17 protein-coding genes are annotated in these 20,665 nt (G+C 47.4%); 8 read left to right on the forward strand and 9 right to left on the reverse strand.

Features of this window, described 5'->3' with window-relative positions; genetic code table 11:
• The first annotated feature begins 4 nt into the window (after positions 1 to 4).
• Positions 5 to 2,341 carry a PqiB family protein gene (locus tag AK963_RS03505; RefSeq protein WP_083232431.1) on the forward strand — a complete coding sequence of 779 codons (2,337 nt, stop codon included), beginning with the start codon at positions 5 to 7 and terminating at the stop codon, positions 2,339 to 2,341.
• Positions 2,342 to 2,351: 10 nt separating this feature from the next.
• On the opposite strand, the gene AK963_RS03510 is transcribed toward AK963_RS03505, so the two are convergent.
• The 4 genes from AK963_RS03510 to xdhA are packed head-to-tail and all read right to left on the reverse strand — an operon-like array spanning position 2,352 to position 8,078.
• A complete protein-coding gene (locus AK963_RS03510; RefSeq protein WP_066014091.1) occupies positions 2,352 to 3,266 on the reverse strand; it encodes an acyltransferase in 915 nt (304 codons plus the stop codon).
• 24 nt (positions 3,267 to 3,290) lie between these two features.
• Complete coding sequence (gene xdhC, locus AK963_RS03515; RefSeq protein WP_066014092.1) at positions 3,291 to 4,142, reverse strand: xanthine dehydrogenase accessory protein XdhC; 852 nt, start codon at positions 4,140 to 4,142, stop codon at positions 3,291 to 3,293.
• A gap of 26 nt (positions 4,143 to 4,168) precedes the next feature.
• Positions 4,169 to 6,619: a xanthine dehydrogenase molybdopterin binding subunit gene (gene xdhB / locus AK963_RS03520; RefSeq protein ID WP_066014093.1), complete on the reverse strand. Its 2,451-nt coding sequence runs from the start codon at positions 6,617 to 6,619 to the stop codon at positions 4,169 to 4,171.
• Positions 6,612 to 8,078 carry a xanthine dehydrogenase small subunit gene (xdhA, locus tag AK963_RS03525; RefSeq protein ID WP_066014094.1) on the reverse strand — a complete coding sequence of 489 codons (1,467 nt, stop codon included), beginning with the start codon at positions 8,076 to 8,078 and terminating at the stop codon, positions 6,612 to 6,614. The genes xdhB and xdhA overlap by 8 nt, the downstream gene beginning before the upstream one ends.
• A 291-nt stretch (positions 8,079 to 8,369) precedes the next feature.
• On the opposite strand from xdhA, the gene AK963_RS03530 reads away from it, so the two are divergent.
• The 5 genes from AK963_RS03530 (at position 8,370) to AK963_RS03550 (ending at position 13,957) form a co-directional block, all read left to right on the forward strand.
• Positions 8,370 to 9,716, forward strand: a complete 1,347-nt coding sequence (locus AK963_RS03530) for an NCS2 family permease (RefSeq protein ID WP_066014095.1) — start codon at positions 8,370 to 8,372, stop codon at positions 9,714 to 9,716.
• A 197-nt stretch (positions 9,717 to 9,913) separates the two neighbouring features.
• Complete coding sequence (locus AK963_RS03535; RefSeq protein ID WP_139117224.1) at positions 9,914 to 10,297, forward strand: DUF2541 family protein; 384 nt, start codon at positions 9,914 to 9,916, stop codon at positions 10,295 to 10,297.
• A 225-nt stretch (positions 10,298 to 10,522) separates the two neighbouring features.
• Positions 10,523 to 11,467, forward strand: coding sequence for a Gfo/Idh/MocA family protein (locus tag AK963_RS03540; protein WP_066014097.1), 945 nt, complete (start codon positions 10,523 to 10,525; stop codon positions 11,465 to 11,467).
• Positions 11,468 to 11,550: 83 nt separating this feature from the next.
• Positions 11,551 to 12,663 carry a DegT/DnrJ/EryC1/StrS family aminotransferase gene (locus AK963_RS03545; protein ID WP_066014098.1) on the forward strand — a complete coding sequence of 371 codons (1,113 nt, stop codon included), beginning with the start codon at positions 11,551 to 11,553 and terminating at the stop codon, positions 12,661 to 12,663.
• Positions 12,664 to 12,724: 61 nt separating this feature from the next.
• Positions 12,725 to 13,957: a hypothetical protein gene (locus tag AK963_RS03550; protein ID WP_066014099.1), complete on the forward strand. Its 1,233-nt coding sequence runs from the start codon at positions 12,725 to 12,727 to the stop codon at positions 13,955 to 13,957.
• A 100-nt stretch (positions 13,958 to 14,057) separates the two neighbouring features.
• On the opposite strand, the gene hutX is transcribed toward AK963_RS03550, so the two are convergent.
• On the reverse strand, positions 14,058 to 14,558 hold the full coding sequence (gene hutX / locus AK963_RS03555) for a heme utilization cystosolic carrier protein HutX (RefSeq protein ID WP_066014100.1): 501 nt from the start codon (positions 14,556 to 14,558) through the stop codon (positions 14,058 to 14,060).
• A complete protein-coding gene (gene hutW, locus AK963_RS03560) occupies positions 14,555 to 15,934 on the reverse strand; it encodes a heme anaerobic degradation radical SAM methyltransferase ChuW/HutW (protein ID WP_066014101.1) in 1,380 nt (459 codons plus the stop codon). The genes hutX and hutW overlap by 4 nt, the downstream gene beginning before the upstream one ends.
• Positions 15,935 to 16,380: 446 nt before the next feature.
• Between hutW and AK963_RS03565 the strand changes: the two genes are divergently transcribed.
• A complete protein-coding gene (locus AK963_RS03565) occupies positions 16,381 to 17,931 on the forward strand; it encodes an AAA family ATPase (RefSeq protein WP_066014102.1) in 1,551 nt (516 codons plus the stop codon).
• A 69-nt stretch (positions 17,932 to 18,000) separates the two neighbouring features.
• On the opposite strand, the gene AK963_RS03570 is transcribed toward AK963_RS03565, so the two are convergent.
• The 3 genes from AK963_RS03570 to AK963_RS03580 are packed head-to-tail and all read right to left on the reverse strand — an operon-like array spanning position 18,001 to position 20,387.
• A complete protein-coding gene (locus AK963_RS03570; RefSeq protein ID WP_066014103.1) occupies positions 18,001 to 18,789 on the reverse strand; it encodes a heme ABC transporter ATP-binding protein in 789 nt (262 codons plus the stop codon).
• 1 nt (position 18,790) lies between these two features.
• On the reverse strand, positions 18,791 to 19,837 hold the full coding sequence (locus AK963_RS03575; protein WP_066014104.1) for a FecCD family ABC transporter permease: 1,047 nt from the start codon (positions 19,835 to 19,837) through the stop codon (positions 18,791 to 18,793).
• Positions 19,827 to 20,387 (reverse strand): ABC transporter substrate-binding protein, encoded by a 561-nt coding sequence (locus AK963_RS03580; RefSeq protein WP_066014105.1) that lies wholly within the window; start codon positions 20,385 to 20,387, stop codon positions 19,827 to 19,829. The genes AK963_RS03575 and AK963_RS03580 overlap by 11 nt, the downstream gene beginning before the upstream one ends.
• On the opposite strand from AK963_RS03580, the gene AK963_RS03585 reads away from it, so the two are divergent.
• Positions 20,386 to 20,665 (forward strand): hypothetical protein (locus tag AK963_RS03585; protein ID WP_420795593.1); only part of this gene is annotated, 280 nt, incomplete at its 3' end. The genes AK963_RS03580 and AK963_RS03585 overlap by 2 nt on opposite strands.

The raw sequence follows: 20,665 nt of genomic DNA on the forward strand, positions 1-20,665 counted from the left end.
TGAAATGAGTCGGGAACATGATCATTTTGTTGCGGATGACTCAGTATCCAGTGATTCGTCTGCGACAGCCCATGTCGAAGATCGTTTGAATTTTACACCTATCTGGTTGCTGCCACTGGTCGTTTTAATTGCAACAGGCTGGCTACTTTGGCGTGAGCTTGGTCATGGTGGTATAGAAGTCATGATTCGCTTTGACAATGGCCGTGGCATTGCTGTGGATAAGACAGAAGTACTGCATAACGGTATTCCTGTAGGGCATGTTACCCAGCTCTCGCCCAGTGAAAACTTTGATGCTGTTAATGTTACCGTAAAAATAAATCAGCGTTTCCAGCCTCTGCTTACCGAAAACAGTGCCTTCTGGCTGGTGGAACCACAATTGAGTCTGACGGAAGTTTCTGGACTGGATACGCTGATTACCGGAAATTACATTGCGTTCAGCCCATCTTCAGAAGGTACTTTTCAGACTGAGTTCACTGCTTTGAAAAGAGCACCTGGAATGATGGGGGGAAAAGACGGTCTCCGTCTGGTATTGAAGTCTGATGAATTACCCTCTCTGGACATTGGCAGCCCTGTTTTCTATCGAAAACTTAAGGTTGGGGAAGTATTCAATTATGGACTTTCAGAGAATGGGCAGTTCGTTGAGGTGCATATTTATATTCAGTCAGGGTTTGCTCATCTCGTGCATGAAAATACCCGCTTCTGGAGTGCGGGTGGCCTGAAAGTCTCTGCCAATATGGCCAGCCTGGAGGTACAGGCACAATCATTGGTTTCCATTTTAAAGGGAGGTGTTGCCTTTTACACCCCTGAATGGGAAGAGGATACTCCCATGGTTTCCAATGGTTCTGAATTTGCCCTTTATAGTGATTACGATACTGCAGAAGCGGGTATACCGATCACTATCGAGTTTCCTCTGGGGGTGTCGCTGGGCGACAGCAATATACCGATTCGTTTCCATGGGCAGGAGATAGGACGGATACGATCCGTGGATGTCAGCGAAGATGTTAGCCGTGTTATTGCTGAAGCGATCGTCAAGCCAGAAGCAAAACCTGCGTTGGTAGCGGGTACGCGATTCTGGATTGTTGAGCCCAAGCTGGGGTTTGACGGTATATCTGACCTGGACACACTGATCAGTGGTCGCTACGTAGCAATGGACATTAATAAGAGGGTTGTGGATGCGGCCGTTGCTATCAGCCACTTTAAGGGGATGGAAACCCGGCCGGTAACACCGATAGGCGCTATTGGTTTGAGTCTGACGCTACAGGCCGAAGCGCTGAAAGGTGTTGATATAGGTAGCCCTGTTCTCTACCGAAATGTTCCTGTCGGGTTTGTTCAATCCTATGACCTGAAAGACAGAGGGCTATTCATTCATGTGCTGATTGAGGCTCGTTACCAGCATCTGGTGAATAAAAGTAGTCGTTTCTGGCATGTCAGTGGCCTCAAGCTTGAAGGGGATCTTCGTAATTTTCGTGTTGATATGGCCTCGATGAAAAGTCTGATTTCCGGTGGCATCACTTTCAGTACTGGCAGGCCGGATGCGCAAAGCATTGAAAGTGGCACGAGGTTTACTCTCTTTTCAGATCAGGCCATGGCGCTTAGTGGTGACCAGCAGATTGAGATTGCTTTTGACCGAGCAGAAGGATTACGTGAAGGAACCTCAATTCGTTTTCGTGGGGTTGAGGTTGGGAGAGTCACCCGCTTACTGGTTAACAGAGAACAAAAGGGTGTTACGGTTAAGGCATTGATTGACAGCGATAAGTCCTGGTTGATGAGAAAAGGCGTGCACTTCTGGCTGGTGGAGCCAAAACTCGGCCTGGCACGAACCGCGAATCTGGATACATTGATTATAGGTCCGTTTATTAATGTTGAAATGCCTGATATTCCGGGGCCAAAGGCTACAGAGTTTATCGGTCAGCACAGAGAACCTGATGATATTCCAAAGATAAAAGGTCTGGTAATCGAGTTGGTGAGTCAGAGTCTGGGCTCAATTCAACGGGGCAGTCCTGTTTATTACCGGGATGTCCCGGTTGGTGAAGTCACGGGTTATCGTCTGGATAATCCGGCGAATCAGGTGATTATTAGTGTTAACATTGAAGATCGATACCGTAGACTGGTCAGCAGTGAAAGTCGTTTCTGGAATGTCAGTGGTATCGATATAGATGTTGGTTTGTTTCGAGGAACCCGCATCCGGGCAGAATCACTGGAAGCACTTCTGGCCGGAGGGATCGCTTTTGCGACCCCTGAAAAGCCAGAGAGGCCTATTAAATCAGGGCATCGTTTTGATCTTGCCCATGAGCCCAAAAAAAACTGGCTGCTGTGGCGGCCGGAGATTTGGCTGCATTAGTTTATCTAGGCTAGGCAGCCTCTTCTCTGGAATGATCTTCCTTGATCGATAGGATCAATTGATCCTTTTGAGTCCATAGCTCATTCACCCACTTCTGACACTGCTCTCGAAATATCTCATCATTGCTGTAATCCCGGCCTAGATAAGCGTCAGAGATTGTCTGTTTTTCAATTTTTACACTGATCTTGTCACCCCTGCCACAGAGGAAACCCCAGAATGATGGGGTCCCATCCTGGTACACAATGGTGATATTAATCAATGTGCGCAGCTGTTGCCCCATTGCTCCAAGCACAAAACCAGCGCCACCGGCTCTTGGTTTCAGCAGGTGTTGAAAAGGCGACTTTTGTTGTCTGTGCTTGTTGTCTGTGAATCGGGTTCCTTCCATAAAATTAAAAACGGATACAGGAACATCACGGAATTTTTCACAGGCTTTCTGGGTGGCCTTAAGATCTTCACCGCGTTTCTCCGGGTACTTTTCCAGATAGGCCCGTGAATAGCGCTTCATAAAAGGAAAGTCCAGAGCCCACCAACACAAGCCTATGACCGGCACCCAGATCAGCTCCTGTTTCAGAAAGAACTTCAGCATTGGAATTCTGCGGTTCAGCAGGTGCTGAACAATAAAAATGTCCGCCCATGACTGGTGATTGCACGTTACAAGGTACCATTCATCTTTCTGTAGATTCTCAAGTCCTTCAACCTGCCACTGCATGGTGCGTGTCAGTTTCATCCAGCCACTGTTGATACTGATCCAGCATTCAGCAATAGCGATGCATATGCGGGTACATAGTTTGTGCCACGGTTTTATGGGAATCAGAAAACGGCTAAGACTGAACGCAAGTAGAGGTATACACAGAATAAGTGTGTTTATCCCGAGTACGCTCGCAGATATAAAGCCTCTAAGAAAAGTAGGAAGAGATGACAGCATATGGTCGACACAAGTTAGTTATTATCATTTAGCAACTTCATGCTCATGAGAATGTAAGAGTTTTTTTAAGTCTTGCCAAGCAATACCTTCCCGCTTTTTATTGCTATCACCCCGGTTCCCATTTTGGATGGACAAGATTTCAGCGGCAATCGCAATGGCTATTTCAGCGGGCTTTCTGCCTCCAATACTTTCCAGCCCAACCGGACAACGCATATGCTCAATTTGGGCTTGTGAGAAATTGCCTTTATGTTCCAGTCGTTGACGGAAACGCTTGGCCTTGGTTTCTGAGCCAATAACGCCCAGCCAACGGCTGTTATCATGCTTCAGTGTTGCTTCGGTAATTGCGAAATCCAGCTGATGGTTGTGAGTGACGACCAGAACAAACGTATCCTCTGGCAGGTTTTCGACTTCCAGCTCTGGCTGATCGCTGATACAGATCTGGACATTTCCCGGTATCTCCTCTGGAAACAGCTCTGCTCTGCTGTCGATCCAGGTAATCTGGCAATCCAGAGGAGCCAGCACATTCACCAGTGCATGACCAACATGACCGGCGCCAAACAGAGCAATACGAAAACCACAGGTGGCGATGGGTTCCAGCAGGGCACTGACACTGCCTCCACAGCACTGCCCGAGTTTGGGGCCGAGAGGGAAGTGTTCCAGAACTGGCTCTGAATGATCGCTAATCAGCAGCTCCCGGGCTTTCTGGATCAGCAGAAACTCCAGCTGCCCGCCACCGATGGTATCAAAGCACTGGTCAGCAGTGACTAGCATTTTACTGCCGGACTTTCTGGGGGCAGAGCCTGCTGAACCCAGAATGGTAACCAGTACACCAGACTCACCGGTTTTCTGAAGATTAGCCAATGCGTCAATCCACATACTCTGTCCCTCTCACATCGGTCTTTTTATAGCGCTGCATTTTTTATGGATGTGACTGCCGTCAATACCCTTTCCGGAGTAGCAGGCACATCAATTTGTGGATTTACCCGATAATCAGCAAGGCTGGATACGGCATCCCGAATGGCACACCACACCGACATACCCAGCATAAAGGGGGGCTCACCGACTGCCTTTGAGTGATAGATCGTGTGTTTTGGGTTCGCCTGCTGGAACAGCTCAACATTAAATATCGGTGGTATATCTTCGATGGTTGGGATTTTATAGGTGGCAGGGTTGTTACTTAGCAAGCGTCCACTGTCGTCCCATACCAGCTCTTCAGTTGTCATCCAGCCCATGCCCTGGATAAAGCCACCTTCAATCTGCCCCTGGTCAATAGCCGGGTTCAGTGAGTGACCCACATCATGAAGAATGTCCACTCGATCAACCTTGTACTCTCCCGTCAGAGTATCCACTGTCACTTCTGAAACGGAAGCACCGCAGGCAAAGTAATAGAAAGGCCGGCCACTGGCCGTTTCCCGGTCGTAGTGAATTTCCGGAGTGCTGTAGAAACCACTGCTGGATAGAGAGATACGGTTCAGATATGCGGCCTGAATAAAGCCTTCAAACGGCATTTGACGTTCACCCAGATGAACTTCGTTATCATGGAATGAAACTTCCTGGTCTGAAACACCATAGTGCTCAACAGCAAATTCGATCAGACGATTCCTGATTTTCTGACAGGCATCCTGTGCTGCCTTGCCATTAAGGTCTGAGCCACTGGATGCCGCGGTAGGTGAAGTGTTGGGTACTTTATCGGTTCGGGTCGACGTGACCTGAACCCGTTCAAGAGAAACGCCAAACTCGTTGGCTACGATCTGGGCAACTTTAGTGTAGAGACCCTGGCCCATCTCTGTCCCGCCATGGTTGATCTGAATACTGCCATCGGTATAGACATGGACAAGGGCCCCGGCTTGGTTCAGATGTTTCGCGGTAAAAGAGATCCCAAACTTTACCGGTGTTAAAGCCAGTCCTTTTTTCAGTACCGGGCTTTGCTGGTTGAAGGCGCTGATTGCTTCTCTTCGTTGCCAGTAGTCAGAGCTTTCTTCCAGCTTACCGATAACATCGTGCAGCACGTTATGTTCTACCCGCTGGTGATAATGAGTAGTGTTCCGTTCAGTAATGCCATAGAGGTTTCTCTTGCGAACCTCCAGGGGATCCAGACCAGTTGAGCGTGCGATGTCGTCCATAATCCGTTCAATAACCAGCATGCCCTGAGGCCCACCAAAGCCCCTGAAGGCGGTATTGGATGCGGTATTGGTTCGGCAGCGATGACCGATCACGGTAGCGTTATTCAGATAATAGGCATTATCTGAGTGGAACATGGCCCGGTCGACAATGGCGTCGGTCAGGTCCGGGGAGTGTCCGGCATCACCGGCCAGCTCGATATCAACACCTTCCAGCATGCCTTCCTGATCAAAACCTACATTATAGCGATGGCGGAAAGGGTGACGCTTACCGGTAGACACCATATCCTGCTGTCGATCAACTCGAAACTTTACCGGTCTGCCGGTTTTTACAGCGAGAAGTGCTGCTATACAGGCCGGGGCAGCTGCCTGGGTTTCCTTGCCGCCAAAACCGCCTCCCATACGACGGACGTCGGCCACTACTTTACTCAGTGGTACGCCGATGACTTCAGCGACCAGTTTCTGAACCTCAGAAGGGTGCTGGCTTGACGTGTATACATGAAGCTGACCATCTTCCTGGGGAATAACACTGGCGATTTGCCCTTCCAGATAGAAATGCTCCTGACCACCGTTGGACATCTGTCCTGACAGCTGGTGACCAGCATTAGTGATGGCCTGTCTGGCATCACCTTTCTTCATGGTGTGGTCAGGCCGAACAAATGAGTTTTGTTCCATGGCCTGATCGATACCCAGGATGGCATCAAGTGCGCGATATTGAATTACGGCTTTTCGAGCGGCTCTTTTTGCGGCTTTATGGGAAGTGGCAGCCACTGCAAAAATCGGTTGTCCGATATAATCCACCCGACCTTCAGCCAGCAGCATGTCTCCCGGAAAAACAGGGCCGATATCTTTGTGACCCGGGATGTCGTCTGCGGTTATGACCGCTACAACACCGGGAGTATTCCATACTTCATCAAAATTAATGCTGATGATCTCTGCATGGGCTTCTGTCGAAAGGCCAAATCCTGCATGCAGCTGGTTGGTCATTTCCGGGCGATCATCGATATAAAGTGCTTTACCAGTCACATGAAGGTGAGCACTGTCGTGTTTAGCTGAACGGTTTCCGCTCATGTGAAGAGCGTGACGCTCGTCAGCCGAAATCGGAGTTTCAGGTTGTTTGCTCATGATCAGTTCAGGGCTGTTAGTCAGCTCATGGCTGTCATTGAACTCAGGGCTGCCATCGAGCTTATGAGTCTGTTTCAGTTCACTGGCCAGATCCGGTAGTTTACGCATGACAGATAATCCTTACATTCTGGCCAGACAGTTCCATAAAATAACGCTCCAGCAAATTGCAGGCAGCTTCAAGGCGGTACTCGCTGCTGGCCCGAACATCCGACATGGGTTTGAACTCCTGACGGATAGCTGCTTTTGCCTGGCTGAGCGTTTCATTATCCAGTGGTGATCCGGTTAAAATCTTCTCACACAGTTCCGCTCGCTTGGGAATGGCCGCCATGCCGCCCAACGCAACTCTTGCCCTTGTTATTTGACCATCACCATTGGTCTCCAGATTAATCGCGGCAAGGACGGTAGAGATGTCATCACCATAACGCTTGCTGAGTTTATAAACTTTTAGCTGGTGAGGTTTTTTGGGAATACGAATCCGGGCAATGTATTCACCCGAGGTAAGTTCGGTCTTTTTGTAATCCAGGAAAAACTGGTTAAGCGGGATATTCCTGATGTTATCTCCGTGACGAAGATCCAGAGAAGCATCAAGAGCCAGTAAAACAGGAGGCGTGTCGCCTATGGGTGAGGCGTTACCGATGTTGCCACCCAGGGTTCCCTGGTTGCGTATCTGCTGGGAGCCCAGTCGGTCCAGCATATGAGCAAACTCAGGAAAGTATTTTGTCAGTAAGGGGCTTATCTTTCGATAAGTGACCGCAGAGCCAATCACCAGTTCATTGTTATCTTCATGAATGGTCTGCAGAGAAGGAATATTCTTAACGGAGACCAGTTTTTCAATTTTCTTCAGTTGCTGGGTTACATCGAGCCCAAGATCGGTACCACCGGCGAGAATTCTGGCGTCAGGGTTATCCAACAGATACTGGGCGAGCTCACCTTCACTGGTAGGAATAAATGCACCGCTACCACTCACACTGCCTTGCTGCTCTATGGTTTGTAGCTTGGACAGGGTTTGTTGACGGTTTCTGAAAAACTCGTCATCCGCTTGGGCATTGGCCAGGCTGTTAGCCGCATCAACCAGGGGGCGGTAGCCGGTGCACCGGCACAGGTTTCCACCAAGGGCTTCAAGAACATCGGGTTTGTCTTCTGCACTTTCATGGTGAAGAGCAAACAACGACATCACAATGCCCGGTGTGCAGAAGCCACATTGGGATCCATGGTGATCAACCAGTGCCTGCTGTACAGGGTGTAACTCACCCTTTTTATTGCGCTGGTTGGTCTCGGGGGAGCCTGCAAGATCTTCTACCGTCAGTAGCTGTTTGCCATGAAGTGAAGGCATCAGTGCAATACAGGCGTTCATGGTCTTGTATTTGAGCTGGTCACCCTCTGGCTCACCAACCACAACGGTGCATGCGCCACAGTCACCCGAACAGCAACCCTCTTTGGTGCCGGTCCGCTTTTCATGAGATGTGGTACTGGTTTCAGTATTGCCTCGAAGATAATCAAGAACCGTGGTATCTGAAGCGGTGTCCTCAACTACGACGAGCCGATCGTTTAGAAGAAAGCGAATCACGATGGCAATGTCCCTTTTTCATTCTTTTTATTATGACTTTCTATGACGAGAATGCCATGACAGCTCGTTGAAGCTTTCATTGGGTAGGCTGTATGACATTTCCAGCTTTTTAATTTTAATTAATTTGACTATTTGGTCAGGAAAATAGCAAGTAATCAGCTGTGAATTTTGTTGACTATAAAGTCAGAAATTTGCATTGATTCAGATCAACTTGTTAGTCTTGCCAGGCTGGATAAAAAATCCTCAGTGCACAGAGCATAAAAAATAAAAAATACAGGACTGGAAGTTTCTATGAACTCAGTGGATACGAAGTCACTATCATCGGCAGATGAGAAACCAGCGTTTCTGGATCGGCTGTTCAAGCTTAAAGCTCATAATACAACGGTAAAAACAGAGCTGGTGGCCGGTTTCACCACCTTTATTACCATGTGTTACGTGGTGTTTGTGATACCGGGTATGCTGTCCGATGCAGGAATGGATAAAGGCGCCTTGTTTGCGGCTACCTGCCTTGTCGCAGGTTTAAGTTCCATCGCTATTGGCCTGTATGCCAACTGGCCGGTAGGCCTCGCTCCCGGTATGGGCTTGAATGCTTTCTTTGCCTATGCCGTTGTTCTGGGAATGGGCTACTCATGGGAACAGGCCATGGGCGCCGTTTTCTGGGGTGGTATTGGGTTCATGCTGCTGAGCCTGTTTAAAGTCCGTGAGTGGATTATTGACAGCATTCCGAAGGGGCTGCGAGTTGGTATTACTGCAGGTATCGGCCTTTTCCTCGCACTGATTGGTTTGAAAAATGCCGGTATAGTGGTTGCCAGTCCGGGGACGATTATCACTCTGGGTGATATTACGCAGTTCAGCCCTGTGATGGCCTGTCTGAGCCTGCTGTTGATTCTGGGTCTGGCTTACCGTGGTTTTAAAGCGGCAGTGCTGTTAGCCATTGTTGTTGTCTCGGGAATAGGCCTGCTGGCCGGAGATATCTCCTTTCAGGGAATATACTCTGCACCGCCCAGCCTTGAACCTGTGGTTGGCAAGCTGGATATCATGGGTGCTTTGAAACCGGAGATGCTGGGCGTTATCGTAGCTTTCATGTTTGTGAATCTGTTTGATACCACTGGAACACTGATCGCCGTGGGTGATAAGGCTGGTCTGGCTGATCAGAATGGCAAGATGCACAACATGAACCGGGCGATGATTACCGACGGAACCGCTTCCTGGGCTGGAGCGCTGGTGGGAACGCCGACGGTTACATCCTATGTAGAAAGTGCTTCAGGTGTGGCTGCAGGCGGTCGAACAGGCCTTGTAGCCGTCACTGTGGGGGGGTTGTTCCTGCTCTGCATGTTCCTTTCACCACTGGCAGCAATGGTTCCAGCCTATGCGACCGCAGGTGCCCTGATTTATGTTGCGGTGTTGATGGCCGGTAGCCTGGCGAATATTGACTGGAATGATTTGACAGAAGCGGGCCCGGTACTGATTACCGCCATCATGATGCCGCTGAGTTTCTCTATTGCTAATGGCATTGCGCTCGGGTTTATTGCTTATCCTCTGGTAAAACTGCTGGCAGGCAGGGCCAGTGAAGTCAGTATCAGTGTGTGGGTGCTGGCCGCATTATTTATTCTGAAGTTTATCTTTTTTGGCATTTGATTGGGCAATTGCATTAGGTATCCGGTTCTGCGAAATCAGTAAATATGGTTTTAACAGATCGGCGGGTTACGTGCTGTTATCCCTGTTGGTAGCAGTAATCCGCCGTTTTTCCGGGTGTCTACTGACTATGGCTGTGGCTTGAGTTTCCTTAATATCCGCTCGGATTTTTATATGAATTAGAGTGGATCAGAAATACCATGAAAAATCTTTTAACTTTAGTATTGATGAGTGTGCTGAGCTTTGGCGTTATGGCCGATGACTGGAAAAAGCTCGGCGAGCGTCGTGTTTCTTTTCAGAGCGAACAGGATGTAATCCATGTTAGTGGCTTCAAGGGTAAGTACGATACTATCGCATTCAAAGTGGACAGAGCTCCGATTTTCATGAAGAAAATCAAAGTTGTCTTTGGTAATGGCAAGTCACAGACCATTCACATCAACAAGCGTCTGCACAAAGGCAAGCGTTCACTGCCGTTCCGTCTGATAGATGGTGATCGCATCATCAACAAAATTGAGATGGACTACAAAACTGCTATAGGTGGTCATAAGTATGCTGAAATTACCGTATACGGTAAGCGCAGCTGATTCTATTTAAAGAGTCTTCTATGGGGCAGCTTGTCTTGCTGCCTTTCATTTCCTTCCTAATTCCTTCCATTCGCCTAGCAGAACTGCAATTTCTGTCTATCTTTACTGTTTCTATTTATCGACAACCTTGATCAGGGAATACCGTTTACTCAACTTATTGTATATCCGGCTAAATAGTGCTCTAGAGTGGCGGCGTTCATATCAGTTAAAGAGTGATGCTAGTAAATGCTACGAACGGCGGTGATTGGTGCGGGTTATCTCGGGAAATTTCATGCAGAGAAGTATGCTCGACTGGCATCCAGCCATCTTGTGGGCATTGCGGATATTGACAAGGTCTGTGGCCAGCAAGTGGCCAGTAACTGCAATACCCACTATTTCAGTGATTACCGGGATCTGATTGGCCAGGTTGATGCCGTCAGTATTGTTGTCCCTACCTCCATGCATCACTCCATTGCCAGTGACTTTCTCAGGGCTGGCGTACATGTGCTGGTGGAAAAACCTATCGCCAGTAATTTATCTCAGGCCGAGGAAATGATTAAGCTGGCTCGGGAGAAACATCTCATTCTACAGGTTGGCTTTCTGGAGCGTTACAACGCTGCGCTGGGCAGCGTTTCTGATAAGGTTAAGCAACCCCGGTTTATTGAGTCGCATCGACTGGCCAGTTTTAAACCTCGATCCATGGACATCAATGTGATCATGGATCTGATGATTCATGATCTGGATATTATTCTGAATATTGTTGATGCACCGATAATGGATATTGCTGCAAATGGCAGTGCGGTATTGTCGGAGACGATTGATATTGCCCAGGCGCGTTTGTCTTTTGCTAATGGTTGCGTTGCAAATGTGACCGCCAGCCGAATCAGTCAGAAAAGCAAAAGAAAGATGCGTATTTTTCAGAAGAGCTCCTGCATCTGTGTTGACTTTCAGAAATTAAAAGTCAGCCATTTCTTTAAAGGTGAAGGTGAGTTGCATCCGGGAATTCCTGCCATTGAGTGTAATGAGCAGAGCTATCAGGGCAGTGATGCTCTCAGGTTGGAAATTGAAGACTTTCTTCTGAGTGTTGAAGCATCAAGCCCACCAAAGGTCAGTGGTGAAGATGGTAGAGATGCACTGAATGCGGCCAATAGAATTTCGGAAATCATTGCAGAGACAGGTTTGAGTCTATAAGCGCGGTATAAACTATAAAGGATAGAAAGCCATTGGTTTGAGGGAAAGATCGATACCATTTTCTGAATTGCAAAAGGGGAGTCATGACTCAAAATAGTATCAATAACATTCCAATGGTGGATGTGCAGGCATGGCATCGTCCAATTCAGGAGCGGTTAGAAAAAAAAGCACTGGAGATATTGCGCAGTGGTCGTTTTATCATGGGGGAAGAAGTTGAGGCTTTTGAACAGGAAGTCGCTCATTACCTTGGAGCTAAGTACGCCATCAGCTGTGCGAATGGTACCGATGCTCTTGTTCTGACACTGCATGCAGCCGGTATTGGGCCAGGGGATGAGGTATTAACAACCGGGTTTACCTTCTTTGCTACCGCCGAAGCCATCATGCAGGTGGGAGCAACTCCCGTTCTGGTTGATATAGACTCTGAGACATTCAATATTGATCCGCTTGAGCTGGAGCGAAGTATTACGTCCCGCTGTAAAGCCGTCCTGGTTGTTCATCTTTTTGGTCTGCCTGCGGCTCTGTCAGAGATTCAGGCTGTTTGTGATCGCCATGGTTTAATTCTGCTGGAGGACTGTGCACAGTCTTTTGGTGCATCTTACCACTCTCGAAAAACGGGCAACTTCGGGTTGCTCGGTACCTTCAGTTTTTTTCCCAGTAAAAACCTTGGCGGGTTTGGAGATGGTGGCCTGATCATTACCAGCGACTTAAAAGCAGCCGAAACGGTACGCATGCTGCGTAATCATGGCAGTGCCTGTCAGTACTATCATGAATGTGCAGGCTACAATAGTCGCCTGGATGCACTTCAGGCTGGCTTGTTAAGAGTTAAGCTCAAACATATCGATGAGTTTAATGCTCAGCGTAGAAAAGTCGCCCAATGGTACCGTGAACTTTTGAAAGGAACGGAAGTTATTTTTCCTGAAGACCGAGAGAACCATATTTATCATCAATATACGGTTGTCTTGCCTTCAGGGAGAGATATGGTTAAGAAGCGACTGGCCAGTAAGGGGATTGCCAGTGCGATCTATTACCCTTTGCCTTTAAATAAACAAAGAGCCCTGGTAGGGGTTGCCAGTGAATATGAGTTGCCAGTCTGCGAGCAATTGTCTGAACACTGTCTTTCATTGCCAATATTTCCCGGGATGACAAATAGTCAGGTTGAGACTGTTGCGAGCACGCTGATTAAAGAGATGTGTTAATCGTTTATTGATGAACGTAGCTGATCATAAGAACCTATAGTTGTTGTAATGGGAGTTGCCTATGCTCTCTATCGGATTTGAAGGATCTGTTAATATAAATGGTGTTGACCTCAGTAGCCCTAGTTCTGGTGCATCTAATCCTACTGCTACCTGGAAAGGGTTTCTCGTATCAGAAAGTAAAAGCAGGGTTTCAAAGCTAACTGTGGCGGGCATTTTTCTTGTAGGTGGTATTTGTACCGGCGTTGGAATAGAGCTAAGAAACCCTGCTATTTATTTTGCGTTTCCAATAATTACAGCTCTGGCAGAGGCTTTTTATTTGGGTGGGAGGGCATATCACTATTTTAAGCCTAGACACCACGATATTGAGACCGTTGAAGAACTTATAGATGATGCTAATAAAGATACCTTTCCCGTTAAGAAAGCTATTCGAGAGACTTCTGAGTATGTATCTCAGGAAGGCGTTTATTTGCTGGGGCAGAAAGAATTTTGTCAAAGCCAAGATGTAGATGATAGTGATCCGGTAGCTCTAATGCCGTATTTTGAAATGTTATGGAAACACAGTGTTTCTATCAAAAGTTATGATTTTGTTCAGCAAGAAGGCTTGTTAAAGAGTTTAAAGAGAACTTTTCCAGATTATTTTCTTACCCACTCGCATTTACAAAAACAGTCACTATTTCAGGATGATGACCAGTGTAAGGCTACTTTTGAAGGTATTTGCAAACATTATAATCTTACACTTGTTAGGGCTAATGCATTCAGTCATGCAAGTGTTTCTGAAGAATTTATCTCAGAGGATAATGGTGACTGTCTGTATGACTCTGTATGGCAGTTTATCAGTGATGATAAAAAAAGAGAGCTGTACGACCAATTCTATTCAGAGCTTAATAATGAAGAGTGGTCATGTAGTAAGCAGCGACCAGACTACGATGTTCTTAAGGTAGTCTTACTAAAGACATTAGAAGACGATGAGGTGCTAAAACTTCTGGTGATGACAAATAATCAGGATCCACAATCCCCAAAATATTCAAGTTTTTCAGAATACCGGTCATTAATTATAAATGGTGGAACCTTTTGGGGGAGGCATAATGTAGAAGGAGTAGTTCTAGCAAAAGCTCTTGGAATAAATATTGTACTAACTGGTGACTCTGAATTTGATTATAGAATGGTTTTTTTTGAAAGAGAAGATGCTGCTGTCAATGAAATCAATGAGCAGCTTCCGACAATATATATAGGAAATAGACACCATCATTATTATCCCGTTAGAAAAGTGGATAATACATTAGGTGGCTGTTAACCAGACTGTACAGAAGTGCTCTGTACAGCGGCGCCGATTAAACACTGTAATTTTATATTCTGGTAACCAAGGAGCTATACCTTAGCTACCAGGTGTTTACTTATGAGGCGGAGAGTTTCTTCAATGCCTCAAACTTTTCCAGCTGCTCAGGCAAAATGTTCTTCTCTTTATCCCGGCGCAGGTAAACTTTAAACAACATACGGCCCTGCTTGCTCAGGAATTGAACAGAGCGTGTTTCAACACCATGGAATGGCTTGCTGACCAGCGCGATAACTGCAACATTATCCACCTTCAGGTGTCCTTTCAGTGGTGTACGGCGATCACTGAGATTGTAATAGCCGAACTTCTCGCCGCCTTTTGGAAAATGGCCGACCATTTCAAAAATAGAACCATCCACATCAATAACCAGAGTCAGTTCGCCCCAGGTTTTGATGTCTCTCAGTACATCCAGGTAATGGCTGGCATCAATCAATGTCACCATGTCAGCAGGCATGGCCTGAATCACGTCCAGTTCGCTGGCATTCAGCTGGTTAGCAATTTCTGCAGGTAAAATTGCCGGGTTTTCGGTCAGAATATCCTGCACCTGTTGAGCCAGAGTCATGCAGCTTTCTCCGTGTTTTGTCCGTCTAATGGGTGTTGTTCAAGAAAGTTAATCAGTGCCTGGTGCATCGTGACGTTCCAGAACTGTCCAGGCAGCGTCAGGTCGAGAATTCCATGGTGAATAGTGGCCAGTCCGTTGTCCTGCCACGCTTCAAAAAGTGACATGCAGTGCTCGCTCATTCCTTCTCCGCCGACATGATCAAGCTTGCCAATTTCCAGCCAGCCACGGTCAAAGCCAGAGCCGATGGTGCCCAATAGCGGCTTATTACCCGTAGCCTTGCTCATCATCATCAGGGGTTTTTTGCCAGTATCCAGAGCTTCGTAATAAGCTGGTAGCGTTCTAAGACTCATGGCATTGTGCCCAGCAAAGTTACCACCTGCACCGGAACCAAATGGCATGATTTCGGCACCAGACTTTACACCATGGTTGTAGATATTCCGTTCCCGGGTATCCCTTCCCCAGTGGCTGACGCTCAGTCGCCCTACTTTGTGGGAGCTCAGGATATCAACACCCCTGCGGAACATTTCAGCACGCTCAGGTGAGCTGGCTGGCTCTGGCATGGAACCTTTTTCAATGGACTGTTTCATTCGGCTGGAGCCCAGAAGAATCAGCTGATAAAGGTCTACACCATGAGCTTTGGATTGCAGGAAGGTGTGAAGGTCCTGCTCCCAGTCATCCAGGGTTTGACCAGGCAAACCAAACATCAGGTCTACGACGACTGCTGCGTTGTTGAGACTGTTAAAGTAATCCAGTCTTTCCAGAAGAAATTCACCAGAATCGATACGACTCATACGACGACGGATGGTTGTATTAAAGCTCTGTGCCCCCAGGGAAAACCGGTTAAACCCTGATTCCAGGCAGGCAGCAATTTTGTCGTTATCAAAGCCATGAAAGCGACCTTCAAAGGTCATCTCTACGTCATTGGCCAGCGGCAAGGACTCTCGAACCGCATTGCCAAGACGAAGAATTTGTTCTGGTGTTAGATCCGTGGGGGTACCACCGCCAAAATAAACACCATGGAACAGGCCTTCCTGTGTCCAGGCATCTTGCGCCGACATGCGAATTTCCCGTTCCAGGTAATCAACATAACGGGCTACCTCATCTTTCTTCGTGGTGTTCTGAAAGAAACCACAATAAGAGCAATGAGTGCGACAAAAAGGGATGTGGATATAGGCCAGTCGCTTACCAGAAGCGAGCAGCAGAGGGTTTGCAGGGCTATCCATCAGTTGCCGGTACACGTCCTGAGTCTGCTCTGCAGGAACCGGAATGGAGCCGCTGTGGGTATGGGCTGACTTTTTGCCGGCAAAGGCAAACTTCAGTGGATCAGGGGATGATATCCCGGTCAGCTCGGGACCCAGGGTGTGTCTGGCAACCATAATTGGATCGTTCTAACTTAAAAATGAGAATTATTATTATTTGTATTTATCGCACGGTGTGCAATTGATACAGATCAACAGATTTCAGGTGAAAAACTTCGGTTTACCACCGTTTGGCTGGTGTGGTTACGTGATGGGAAGATTGGCCTTTTCAGGATTAAGCAGCTGAAGTGAATTTCCATCTAAGTATTGACAATATTTTGAGTAATATCAGCATGCCAATAGGCTATAGGGCTTTTACGATTTTAAATAAGAACACTGCTTTTATACAACGTGCTTTTTAATTTTTGCCCTCTAATAAATAAAGTTATCTAGACTTTCCAGATTTGCTGGTTTTATTTCAAATGTATCTTGGTTATTGGAAAAAGTGCTCCATGTGAACCTTGGTAAAAAAAAAATTGTCTATCCAAATGGTAAGTCAATCTAAAGTAATAAGGTTGAAGTTAATGAAGCAGTTTAAACAGTTTTGCATTTCCTTTTTGGTTTCTATTATTTTGATTCCCATAGCTCAAGCAGATGAGACTACGGTAACGCCGGATAAATTACATATCAGTTATGTCAGGCAGTATATGGCAAACAACCGTTTCTTTGATCGTATTCAAGTTGCCGGATATGCGGGGCAGCCAGTTGATGCCCAGGTTAGAGCTGGCAGGGCAGAAGCAAAACGACAATATGACTGGGTGCTGCGCGAGTATTCATTGTATGAGTCGTTACCCTATCTTGCGTTTTATATTCCAGCTTTTATCGTTGGAGGCACAGCGCTTGCCTACAAAGACGCTATTTCGAACTTTATGGTTACTAGCTCAGCTTTTGGTCACATATTAATTTCAGCTGCTATTGGATTAGGTGTCGGGATAACAGTCGCCACCGCTATTCCATTTGGTATGAATGTCTATTACGGAATATTTGCTCCAAAACTTGCAGAAGAGAATTTGATATTGGCCTATGGTGCAAAGAAAGCACTGCTGGATAAGCGCACTCAGCATTACATTGAGGATGAACTGTTTTACAGTTTCTGGCGAAGCCCCAGCAGTGAAGCTCTTAGCCGGTTGCAGAAAATTCTTGATAAAGCATTAAGGCTTCCGTTTTACTCTAAAGAACTGGTGTATGATGAAGACAAAATCGATGAGGTTCTTCGAGATTATCCAACCTATGTGGCCGACCGGTTAAAACTGTTTGCTCATTCCGAGTTGATTTATCAGCAGACGGATGCATCAATTTTCGACAGTCATTATCCGATTTATTTCTTAGGTGCACCAGGTACCGGAAAAACCCATGCAGCCAGGCAGCTTGCTGAAGCGATGGGGACTAACCTTGCCGTCGTCACTCTGGATGGTGCAAGTATTGATGATATTGTCGGAACCCCTTTTGAAAGTGCCAATGCAAAGGCGGGAAGAATTCTTGATGCTATCGTTGCTCGTACAGATTCGAGCCAGGATATTAATCATCACAATCAGGTTCTGTTGATTGATGAGTTTGATCGTTTGTTCATATCCGGAAATGAGAAAAGCAAGGACGTTCTGTCATTTATGTTGAAGCTGCTCGATCCATCGAATCGTTCTTACTACAGTCCATACCTTAAAACAGAAGTGCGTTTGCCCGATACGATCATTCTTGCTGGTAATCGTGATATTCACGAGTTAAGTGCCCATGACCCTGAGCTTGAAGCAATAGCCTCCAGGCTGGATAAAGTAGTATTTGAAGGTTTTGATAGCAGGGCGAAAAAGAAAATTGCATTTGAAATCATGGTTCCAAATAAGGAAAGGCGCTATCAGTCTGCAGGTAAGCTTTTCGCAGACTTTACGCTACCTGAAAGTGGCCATGAAATGATTCATGCCTTTATTGAAACTGATCAAGACCCAGGGCTGCGCTCCCTTGAAAAATATATATCCCAGGTTTTTGAGAAGTACGCTCATAGCCTTGGGCCAAAGAGCCTGATCCCTGCTGGAAATGAAGCTGAACATTGGGGTAGGCATCCGCTTCCTGCAGGAGAGTAGTTTTTGTTAATTGATAAAAATATGGCTTGGTTCACCAGCATCAAGCCATATTTGAATCAAAAGACACAATTAATGATTTACCACAAGCGGGCAGTGGTAGACAGGGTGCTCTGACACACTGACCTCAATATCAAACACCTCTCCAATGGTTTCTGGTGTCAGAACCTGATGGGGTGTTCCTTCCGCAGCCATCTTTCCATTCTTCAGGATTACAATCCGGTCAGAATATCGTGCTGCCAGATTCAGGTCGTGCATGATGACCATAACGCCGATACCCTGGTCCGCTTCCTGTCGGGCCATTTTCAGGGTTAGCTGCTGATGGGCTGGGTCCAATGCAGATGTCGGTTCATCAAGTAACAGATAACGCTGGCCATGAGTGCTTTCATCCCAGATCTGTGCCAGAACCCGTGCCATATGAACACGCTGGCGCTCACCACCGGAAAGGGTGGTGTAATGACGATCCTTAAGGTGTAAGCCATCAACTTTCTTAAGGGCTTCCCGGGTGATCATAAGATTTTCATCATGATGACTGGCGCAGGGAATTCGGCCAAGCAGCACCACCTCTTCCACAGTAAAGGGAAAGCTCAATGAGGACGACTGTGGCAAAACACCGAGCATCAATGCCTGGTGATTCAATGGCCAGTCATTCCGGCCATTAAGCAGTACATCGCCACTGGATGGTTTTCTCTCGCCACTGATGACTTTCATCAACGTACTTTTACCGGCACCGTTCGGGCCAAGTACAGAAACCACTTCACCTGGCTTCAAGGTCAGGTTAATGTCCTGAAGCAGACTCCTGCCTTCGATATGAACCGAGACTCCCTGAACTTCCAGAGTATTTACTACTGCTCTTTCCATATCAGGCAATCCTTTTACGCTGCTGCCACAACAGTGACAGGAAGAAAGGGGCACCCATCAAGGCAGTGACAATACCAATGGGAAGTTCTGCAGGGGCGACAATGGTGCGGGAAATCATATCCGCTGCCAGTAACAGAATGCCGCCCAGCATGGCTGAGGCCGGCAGAAGAATACGATGATCGGGGCCAACGGCTAATCGGATCAGATGCGGAACCACCAATCCTACAAAGCCAATAACACCACTGACGGAAACGGATACACCCACTGCCAGAGCAGTCAGGAAGATCAGTTTCAGTTTGACCTTCTGTACGTCAATGCCCAGATGACGGGCTTCAGACTCACCCAGCAGCAGCGCGTTTAGTACCAGGCCATAACGACCCAGGATCAGGATAACGGGGACTAATAACGTGGCACAGATGATGACCAGATCCCAGGTAGCACCACCGAGGCTGCCCATTTGCCAGAAGGTCAGGTTGCGCAGCATGGTGTCATCAGCGATGTAGTTCAGCATGCCCATACCAGCACCGGCCAGGGCGTTGATAGCGACACCGGCCAACAGCATGGTGGCAACAGAAGTACCATTGTTGGTTGTACCCACTTTATAAACCAGCCAGGTGGACAAAACCCCGCCTGCAAAGGCCAGAATGGATACGCTGTAGCTTTGAATCAGGGACGATGCACCAGCAAACAGCAGGCCACCAAGAACGATAGCAATGCCTGCTCCCAGGGCAGCTCCCGTGGACACACCAATGATACTGGGGTCAGCCAGTGGGTTCCTGAACAAGCCCTGCATGGATGCACCAGCCACGGCCAGCGAACCACCGACAATAAGGCCCAGCAGGGTTCTGGGTAAACGAATTGACTCAATAATCAGAGCTGACTGGCTGCTGATGGCGCTGTCAGATAAACCAAGTCGGTCAAGCAGTATGGTCAGAATATCGCCTGCGGGAATTGGAACAGCGCCAACTCCAATGGACACAATCACCACGACTGGCAGCAGGATTGCCAGTCCGGTTAACAGCAGTGCCCCCTGATGGTTACGACTCATTGGAGGATGGATTACCTTGGTCTAAGTAAAAAGATTTTGCCAGAGACAGTGCAACGTCTCCTGTTCGTGGGCCGAGACCGCCCAGTAGCATATTACCATCGATGGCAACCACCCGGCCGCTTTTACCCGCAGGCGTCTGCTTCAGAATAGGCATCTGCTCCAGCAGTGTTTCCGGTGTCATATCCGGGTTACTGGTGGACCCAGGGAAAATGATCACCTCGGGTGCCAGCAACAACATGGCTTCATTGGAAAGCGCCTTATACCCTTTGAACTGCTCTGCTGCAGGGTTGTATCCGCCTGCCAGACCAATCATGGAGTTAGCCGCCGTACCCGTGCCTGCGATGGTTGGAGAGCGTCCGCCCATGGCCAACACAAAAAGAACCGGTACTTTCTTCTCATGTTTTTTCTCATAAGAAGCGGCCAGCGCTTTTGCTTCGTCCAGAGAGTCTTCAATGTCCTCCCATAGGGTGCTCTCTCTGAATGATTGAAACAATAGTGCTCTATTTTCACAGCTACTATGGGAACACCACTCATAATAGTTAACTGTCATGCCCGCTTCTGTTATTTCCAGCTCTACCAAAAGCATCGTTTTGCAAATTGAAGTTTCTATAGATTCAGGCAACATGCTGAATCTTGAAGATAGTTTACAGCGTGCACTCAATGAAGCCGGGCAGCTTGGAACAAAAGAGTTATTGGGGCTATTTGAATCACCCAATAAAGAACCTATCGTCGTTAATCAGCAGAAGTGGAACTACAAAGGAAAGGTTCTTAAGCACTATGAAACCTTATACGGTCGTATACCTTTGGAGCGCTCCGTATATCAGGGTG

Origin of the sequence: Endozoicomonas atrinae (assembly GCF_001647025.1) — a bacterium.
Taxonomy (GTDB): Bacteria; Pseudomonadota; Gammaproteobacteria; order Pseudomonadales; family Endozoicomonadaceae; genus Endozoicomonas; species Endozoicomonas atrinae.

Excerpts from the sequence above, each read along its gene's own strand:
- AK963_RS03505 (WP_083232431.1), top strand. The coding sequence starts at position 5 with ATGAGTCGGGAACATGATCATTTTGTTGCGGATGACTCAGTATCCAGT.
- AK963_RS03510 (WP_066014091.1), bottom strand. The coding sequence starts at position 3,266 with ATGCTGTCATCTCTTCCTACTTTTCTTAGAGGCTTTATATCTGCGAGC.
- xdhC (WP_066014092.1), bottom strand. The coding sequence starts at position 4,142 with ATGTGGATTGACGCATTGGCTAATCTTCAGAAAACCGGTGAGTCTGGT.
- xdhB (WP_066014093.1), bottom strand. The coding sequence starts at position 6,619 with ATGCGTAAACTACCGGATCTGGCCAGTGAACTGAAACAGACTCATAAG.
- AK963_RS03530 (WP_066014095.1), top strand. The coding sequence starts at position 8,370 with ATGAACTCAGTGGATACGAAGTCACTATCATCGGCAGATGAGAAACCA.
- AK963_RS03535 (WP_139117224.1), top strand. The coding sequence starts at position 9,914 with ATGAAAAATCTTTTAACTTTAGTATTGATGAGTGTGCTGAGCTTTGGC.
- AK963_RS03540 (WP_066014097.1), top strand. The coding sequence starts at position 10,523 with ATGCTACGAACGGCGGTGATTGGTGCGGGTTATCTCGGGAAATTTCAT.
- AK963_RS03545 (WP_066014098.1), top strand. The coding sequence starts at position 11,551 with ATGACTCAAAATAGTATCAATAACATTCCAATGGTGGATGTGCAGGCA.
- AK963_RS03550 (WP_066014099.1), top strand. The coding sequence starts at position 12,725 with ATGCTCTCTATCGGATTTGAAGGATCTGTTAATATAAATGGTGTTGAC.
- hutX (WP_066014100.1), bottom strand. The coding sequence starts at position 14,558 with ATGACTCTGGCTCAACAGGTGCAGGATATTCTGACCGAAAACCCGGCA.
- hutW (WP_066014101.1), bottom strand. The coding sequence starts at position 15,934 with ATGGTTGCCAGACACACCCTGGGTCCCGAGCTGACCGGGATATCATCC.
- AK963_RS03565 (WP_066014102.1), top strand. The coding sequence starts at position 16,381 with ATGAAGCAGTTTAAACAGTTTTGCATTTCCTTTTTGGTTTCTATTATT.
- AK963_RS03570 (WP_066014103.1), bottom strand. The coding sequence starts at position 18,789 with ATGGAAAGAGCAGTAGTAAATACTCTGGAAGTTCAGGGAGTCTCGGTT.
- AK963_RS03575 (WP_066014104.1), bottom strand. The coding sequence starts at position 19,837 with ATGAGTCGTAACCATCAGGGGGCACTGCTGTTAACCGGACTGGCAATC.
- AK963_RS03580 (WP_066014105.1), bottom strand. The coding sequence starts at position 20,387 with ATGACAGTTAACTATTATGAGTGGTGTTCCCATAGTAGCTGTGAAAAT.